We start from the raw sequence: 277 nt of genomic DNA, 5'->3' as shown, positions 1-277 counted from the left end.
GCTGTCATATGTTTTAAAACAAAAAATCCCCAAGAGGGGATTTAATGTGAGCCCGATAGGATTCGAACCTATGACCGCCTCCTTAGAAGGGAGGTGCTCTATCCAGCTGAGCTACGAGCCCTAAATTTTATTCTTGTTTAATGAGTTGAATAAAAAACTCAATATTTTTAGCTTTATGACCGTCCCGCTTGAGAGCGGGATGCTCTATCCAGCTGAGCTACGAGCCCTAAATTTTATTCTTGTTTAATGAGTTGAATAAAAAACTCAATATTTTTAG

General features: G+C 38.6%; 1 tRNA gene. It reads right to left on the bottom strand.

Going from position 1 to position 277, the window contains the following annotated elements:
- Positions 1–47 precede the first annotated feature (47 nt).
- Positions 48–121, bottom strand: a tRNA-Arg gene (locus tag ACY2RS_RS15575).
- Positions 122–277 lie beyond the last annotated feature (156 nt).

The organism is Patiriisocius sp. 208BN25-11 (assembly GCF_058147145.1).
This window is presented reverse-complemented; position numbering and strand designations above follow the sequence as displayed.